The organism is Bacillus sp. JJ1521 (assembly GCF_036965165.1).
Lineage (GTDB): Bacteria > Bacillota > Bacilli > Bacillales > Bacillaceae_L > Ferdinandcohnia.
The window spans coordinates 10,192-17,116 of the sequence record NZ_JBALOX010000191.1 but is presented as its reverse complement, the minus strand read 5'-3'; the positions used below and the strand labels follow the sequence as shown (position 1 = coordinate 17,116).

Genomic DNA, 6,925 nt, shown 5'->3' with positions numbered 1-6,925 from the left:
TTTTTTCAATTTCATTTAACAGCTGATCACCTTTAGTACTAACTGGGATTTCCTCATTCGTTTCTTTTAATCCCTTAACGTAATCATTTGTAAACGGATTATGTAGTGAACCAATAGAAATTAATAAAATACATATAAAAACAAAAAAATGTAAGTACTGTTTTTTCATAGTTATCCCCCTCTTTACTAGAAAATATGTAAAGGAGGGACAAGGTAGAACTGAAAAAACGAAAAGTGCAAGGCTCCCGCTCATCGGCGACAAGCATAAGAAAAGCGCTGACAGAAGGTGCACTTTACCTTCAGAAGCGATTGGCTAGACAATAGAGCCGATGGCGCCTGGAACTAGACAACCAAAACTACGTCGAAACATTTGCTTTATAAAACCAAAAAGCCCGGTTTACCAGGCTTTAGAAACGATTACTTTTGTTGTTGTTCTTCTTTTTCCTTTTGTTCACGTAAAACGGCTTTCCTAGATAGGTTTACACGACCTTGCTTATCAATCTCTGTGACTTTTACAAGGATTTCATCGCCGATAGCTACAACATCCTCTACTTTCCCAACTCGCTCTTCAGCCAGTTCAGAAATATGAACAAGTCCGTCTTTGCCACTGAAAATTTCAACGAATGCGCCGAATTTTTCAATACGTTTTACTTTACCAAGGTACATCTGGCCAACTTCTACTTCACGAACAATATCTTCGATGATTTTTTTAGCTTTTTGATTCATTGCTTCATCAATAGAAGAAATAAACACTGTACCGTCTTGTTCAATGTCAATTTTTACGCCAGTTTCATCAATAATCTTATTGATTTGTTTCCCACTTGGCCCAATAACATCACGAATTTTATCCGGATTAATTGCCATTGTTAAAATCTTCGGAGCATATTTAGAAAGCTCTGATCTTGGTGTTGTTAATGTTGCTAACATAGAATCAAGGATCTGCATGCGACCTTTTTTCGCTTGTTGTAAAGCTTCTTCAAGAATCTCACGGGAAAGACCTTCGATTTTTATATCCATTTGAAGGGCCGTAACACCTTTTGAAGTTCCTGCAACCTTAAAGTCCATGTCTCCTAAATGATCTTCCATTCCTTGAATATCCGTTAATACAGAATAGTGCTCTCCTGATTTAATAAGTCCCATCGCAATACCCGCTACAGGAGCTTTAATTGGAACACCCGCATCCATCATTGCAAGCGTACTTGCACAAATACTTGCTTGCGAAGTAGAACCATTTGATTCTAAAACTTCAGAAACAAGACGGATTGTATAAGGGAAATCCTTTTCAGATGGCACAACAGGTTCTAATGCACGCTCACCTAATGCACCATGTCCAATTTCACGACGACCTGGCCCTCTCATTGGACCTGTTTCACCAACACTGAATTGAGGGAAATTATAGTGGTGCATAAATCGTTTTGTCTCTTCAATTCCTAATCCGTCAAGAATTTGCACGTCTCCTAATGCACCAAGTGTACAAATACTTAATGCTTGGGTTTGTCCACGTGTAAATAATCCTGAACCATGGGTACGAGATAATAATCCAACTTCGGATGAAAGTGGACGAATTTCATCAATTTGTCTTCCGTCCGGACGGATCTTTTCAACCGTGATTAAGCGTCGAACCTCTTCTTTTACAAGTTTATTTAATATTTCCTTAACTTGCTTAATAGTAGCTTCTTCGGCTTCCTGTTCTTCGTATTCTGCAACAATTGCTGCTTTTACTTCATTAATTGCATCTTCTCTTGCATGCTTTTCAGTAACCTGTACAGCTTTGTTTATATCTTTTTCTGCTTTTGCTCGAATTTGTGCTTCAAGCTCTTGATCAAGCTCATATAGAACAACGTCTGTTTTTTCTTTACCGATTTCTGCAACAATTTTTTCTTGAAACGCAATTAAACGTTTGATTTCCTCATGTCCGAACATAATTGCTTCAAGCATTACTTCTTCAGGGACCTCATCGGCACCTGCTTCAACCATGTTGATTGCATCTTTTGTTCCAGCAACAACTAAATGAATATCGCTTTTTTCTTGGTCTTTTACTGAAGGGTTAATGATAAATTGATCGTCTACTCGACCAACAGTAACACCTGCGATTGGCCCCTCAAATGGGATATCTGAAACAGATAGCGCCAAAGATGAACCGAACATTGCAGCCATTTCAGATGAACAGTCCTGATCCACACTCATTACTATGCTGACTACTTGTACTTCATTTCTGAATCCATCAGCAAATAAAGGTCGAATTGGACGATCTATTAAACGACTTGCTAGAATTGCTTTTTCACTTGGTCTACCTTCACGTTTAATAAATCCTCCAGGGATTTTCCCAACTGCATATAATCGCTCTTCATAGTTTACAGTAAGCGGAAAGAAATCTAATGGTTTTGGCTGTTTTGATGCGGTTGCTGTACTTAAGACAGCCGTTTCTCCATAACGAACTAATGCAGCTCCGTTAGCTTGTTTCGCTAATTGACCAATTTCTACGGTCAACTGGCGACCTGCCCAGTCCATGGAAAAAACTTGCTTTCCTTGTTCCATATAATAGTACCCCTCTCTAAATCACATTCAAATGTATATTATGTATTGATAGTATGAACTAATTTATTCGAACATATCAATACTCGTTCAATATGTAAAGTGAATTTGTTCAAATTTGATATAAAAGAAGGAAAAAAATCCCTCCATTTTTAACCTAATAAAAAAGCGGGAATGCTCCCGCTTTTTCGTAGATTATCGACGTAGTCCAAGCTTGTTGATTAATTCACGGTAACGAGTTACGTCTTTATTACGAAGATATGTTAATAAATTACGACGTTTACCAACCATCTTTAATAGACCACGACGTGAATGATGATCTTTCTTGTGTGTACGTAAATGATCATTTAACTTATTGATTTGTTCAGTTAGGACAGCGATTTGAACCTCTGGTGAACCAGTGTCATTCTCATGAGTTTTGTACTCGCTGATAATTTCGTTCTTACGCTCTTGTGTGATAGCCATCCTATTCACCTCCTATAATAGTATCCCCGATTACCTAGCAGACGTTGGTGATTCGAACTGCCACGCAATGGTTCTTTTTCATACTTAACTAGAATACAACTTTTTATGATAAAAAGCAAGTATGTTCGTCTATTTTCTCAAAGTATTGCTTTGCATTTTCCTTATCTTGTCCAATTTGTTTGATTAATTCATCAATGGACGGAAACTTTCTTTCGGATCGAATTCTTTTATGCCATTCAACAATTACTTCTTCATTATAGATGTCTTCATTAAAATCAAACAGATGAACCTCAATCGATGGTACAGTCTCGTTTTCTTTAAAAGTTGGTTTAACACCGAGGTTACAAACCCCATTATGCCAGTTTGAACCGACTTTTAAACGAACTGCATAAACTCCCATTTTCGGAATAATATAATCCCCACTCGTTTTTACGTTGGCTGTCGGAAAGCCGATGGTTCTTCCTCGTTTATCACCATCAACCACGGTCCCTTTAACTGAATAGAATCTACCTAAAACAGGCGGAAGTTGATTCACTTCCCCTTTGTGAATCAAATCACGGATTACCGTTGAACTCACCTTCTCATTTTTGAAGGTCAATTTCTCAACAGTCGTTTGAGTGAATCTTCCATTTGCAAATTCAGGTAGAGTCTCCATCGTTCCTTTTCCAAATCGTCCAAATGTAAAATCAAACCCTGCAACAACATGCTTGACATTCAGACCAAAAATATATTCATCCACAAATTGTTGTGGTGATAAACTTGCAAATTCAGAAGAGAAATTCACAATATATAAATAGTCTATATCCATTTCTTCAAATAACTTTTCTTTATGTTTTAAAGGTGTAATATATTCAACATGTGTAACATTTTTTTTAAGGACAACTGATGGATGGGGATCGAATGTCATGACAGAGCATGCTATTCCTTGTTTCTCTGCTTCCTTCTTCGCTGCTTCTACAACCTTTTGATGACCTAAATGAATACCATCAAAATACCCTAAGGCCAAGACAGTTGGTGGTAAATCTGTTTGATTAAATGAATGTGGATGTGTGATATGAATCGTTTTCACTTCTATTTCACCTTTTCTATACTGAATACCCTATTGTAATTCTTGGTTATTAACTAATACTTTAATAGGTTTTATCAATTGTGGTTTTTCTGGATGTCGTTGATATATTGCTAGGATTTCTCCATTATGTAGGACAGCAATAGGTTCTCCGGTCGGAAACTCGTTTAACTCTTGTGGAACCGGAAAAACAGACCCATTTTTTACTTTCTCTGCTACTTTATCATTAATTAAAATTTTGCGCAAATGGAAGAGAGCATCTTCAATTGTTAGAAGATGTTCCTGCACTGTTCCAGTTTGGACATGGTGCTCTAATTCTTCTAGTGTCAGGCACTGATCGAGGGTAAAGTCACCTGAGGACGTCCTTTTTAAATCAGACATATGTGATGGATACCCAAGTTTTTCACCAATCTGTACAGCTAAAGTTCGTACATACGTGCCCTTACTGCAAGTTACACGGAAACGAAATGAGGCGGTTCCATCGTTTTGTACAATATCACTTAGTAGCTCTAATTTATGAATGGTTATTTTGCGAGATGGTCTTTCAATTACCATTCCTTGTCTAGCATACTCATAGAGGCGCTTTCCATTAACTTTAACCGCAGAATACATAGGTGGTGTTTGAATGATTTCACCCGTTAATGAATGAAAAACGTCTAAGACTTCAGCTTTCGTAATTTGTCGGTCTACTCTTTTTTCTTCAATTTTTTCACCGGATGCATCTTCTGTATTCGTAGAAAAACCTATTGTCGCTTCTCCTTCATAGGTTTTATTTGCAGCCGTTACATATTCAACGATCTTTGTTGCTCGTCCTAGACAAATTGGCAATACACCTGAAACATCAGGGTCTAGCGTCCCAGTATGGCCTACCTTTTTCATTTTTACTAATTTTCGAACCTTAAAGACACAATCATGGGAGGTCATCCCTTTTGGTTTATTGAGAAGTAATATTCCATTCACTTAAGAGCCACTCCCTTATTTTGAAATTAAGCTGTCGTTCATTCCTACCATAAAACAACTGAAAAAAAGGGATAGACTTTATAAAAAAAGTCTATCCACTCCCTTACTCCTGGTTTGATTCTTGATTTGATTGCTTATTTATTTCATGAAGGATCGTTTCAATTCGATTACCATAATCAATTGATTCGTCAAATTCAAATAAAATCTCAGGTGTTTTCCGTAATCGAATACGCTGACCGATTTCTGATCGGATAAAGCCCTTCGCTTTCGCAAGACCTTTTAACGTATTCTGTCTTTGCTCTTCATCACCTAAAACCGAAATAAATACTTTAGCTTGCTGAAGGTCTCCAGTAACTTGAACGTCGGTTACAGTAACAAATCCAATCCGAGGATCCTTGATCTTCCGTCCAATAATGTCACTTAATTCCTTTTTCATTTGTTCACCAACACGATTAGGTCGTAAACTCATCTAGATATCACCTCTTATAACCACTCAAAGTCGGTTATTGTTCGATCTAATTCTGGGAACGAATCAATAAACTTTAGGGCATTGTTTAATTCGAGTTCAGAATGCTTTCGACTTGATGAAACAGTAACAATCGCAAGTTTGGTACGCTGCCATGTATCTTGAAAGTCTACTTCTGCAACTGAAACATTAAACTTTTGTTTGAGTCGAGTCATGACACTTTGTAAGACGGCACGTTTTGCTTTTAAAGAATTTGCATCATAGATGATACATTCGCACTCCACAAGGCCAATCAATGACGATCAACTTCTTCCATCACGAATGCTTCAATGATGTCTCCTTCTTTAATATCGTTATATTTCGCAATTGTTATACCACATTCGTAGTTTTGTGCTACTTCCTTAACATCATCCTTGAAGCGTTTCAATGTATCAATTTCACCTTCAAAAATAACAATACCATTTCGAATGAGGCGTACACCACTGTCACGAGTGATTTTACCGTCTGTTACGTATGAACCGGCAATTGTACCAATCTTAGATACTTTAAATGTTGTACGTACTTCTGCTTGCCCGATTACTTTCTCTTCATATTCTGGGTCCAGCATACCCTTCATTGCAGATTCGATTTCTTCTATTGCTTTATAGATAATACGGTGAAGACGGATATCGACTTCCTCTGCTTCTGCAGTGCGCTTGGCATTCACATCAGGTCTAACATTAAAACCAATTACAATCGCATTTGATGCTGATGCGAGAGTAATATCTGATTCATTAATTGCACCGACACCAGTATGAATAATCTTAACTTTAACACCTTCTACATCTATTTTTTGAAGAGATGCTGCTAAAGCCTCTACGGACCCTTGAACGTCAGCTTTTACGATTAAATTGATTTCTTTCATTTGACCTTGCTTAATATGTTCAAATAAATCTTCAAGACTAACTTTTACTTTATCGCCACGTTGTTCAACTAGTTGCTTTTGTGCTCTAGCTTCCCCAACCTGACGTGCTTTCTTTTCATCTTCAAATACAACAAACTGGTCGCCAGCATGTGGTACATCGTTTAACCCAGTAATTTCAACTGGGGTTGAAGGTGCTGCTTCCTTAACGCGGCGACCTAAATCATTAACCATTGCACGGACACGTCCGAATGTATTTCCGACAACAATTGGATCACCAATACGCAAGGTACCATTTTGAACTAGTAAAGTCGCAACTGAGCCTCTGCCTTTATCAAGCTTGGCTTCAATCACGGTACCTGTCGCTCTTCTTTTTGGATTTGCTTTATATTCTTCAACTTCGCCTACAAGAAGAATCATCTCAAGTAGGCTGTCAATACCTTCTCCTGTTAATGCTGAAATAGGAACGAAGATAGTGTCGCCACCCCAAGCCTCAGGAACTAGCCCATGCTCTGTTAATTCCTGCATAACA

Annotated in this window: 7 protein-coding genes; all 7 read right to left on the bottom strand. The window is 37.8% G+C overall.

Annotated features, from left to right (window positions below; genetic code table 11):
• Positions 1 to 417: 417 nt before the first annotated feature.
• Entirely contained in the window at positions 418 to 2,538 is a 2,121-nt protein-coding gene (pnp, locus tag V7147_RS21380; protein WP_335369829.1) for a polyribonucleotide nucleotidyltransferase, read from the bottom strand.
• A gap of 192 nt (positions 2,539 to 2,730) precedes the next feature.
• Positions 2,731 to 3,000 carry a 30S ribosomal protein S15 gene (gene rpsO / locus V7147_RS21375; RefSeq protein WP_010282323.1) on the bottom strand — a complete coding sequence of 90 codons (270 nt, stop codon included), beginning with the start codon at positions 2,998 to 3,000 and terminating at the stop codon, positions 2,731 to 2,733.
• 103 nt (positions 3,001 to 3,103) lie between these two features.
• Positions 3,104 to 4,069: a bifunctional riboflavin kinase/FAD synthetase gene (gene ribF / locus V7147_RS21370; RefSeq protein ID WP_335369828.1), complete on the bottom strand. Its 966-nt coding sequence runs from the start codon at positions 4,067 to 4,069 to the stop codon at positions 3,104 to 3,106.
• 30 nt (positions 4,070 to 4,099) lie between these two features.
• On the bottom strand, positions 4,100 to 5,026 hold the full coding sequence (gene truB, locus V7147_RS21365) for a tRNA pseudouridine(55) synthase TruB (RefSeq protein WP_335369827.1): 927 nt from the start codon (positions 5,024 to 5,026) through the stop codon (positions 4,100 to 4,102).
• A 103-nt stretch (positions 5,027 to 5,129) separates the two neighbouring features.
• On the bottom strand, positions 5,130 to 5,495 hold the full coding sequence (rbfA, locus tag V7147_RS21360; RefSeq protein ID WP_057996952.1) for a 30S ribosome-binding factor RbfA: 366 nt from the start codon (positions 5,493 to 5,495) through the stop codon (positions 5,130 to 5,132).
• A 14-nt stretch (positions 5,496 to 5,509) separates the two neighbouring features.
• The gene (locus tag V7147_RS21355; protein ID WP_335369826.1) at positions 5,510 to 5,788 is read right to left on the bottom strand and encodes a DUF503 domain-containing protein; all 279 of its coding nucleotides are present in this window, start codon (positions 5,786 to 5,788) and stop codon (positions 5,510 to 5,512) included.
• Positions 5,785 to 6,925 (bottom strand): translation initiation factor IF-2 (gene infB, locus V7147_RS21350; RefSeq protein ID WP_335369825.1); only part of this gene is annotated, 1,141 nt, incomplete at its 5' end. The genes V7147_RS21355 and infB, both read right to left, overlap by 4 nt.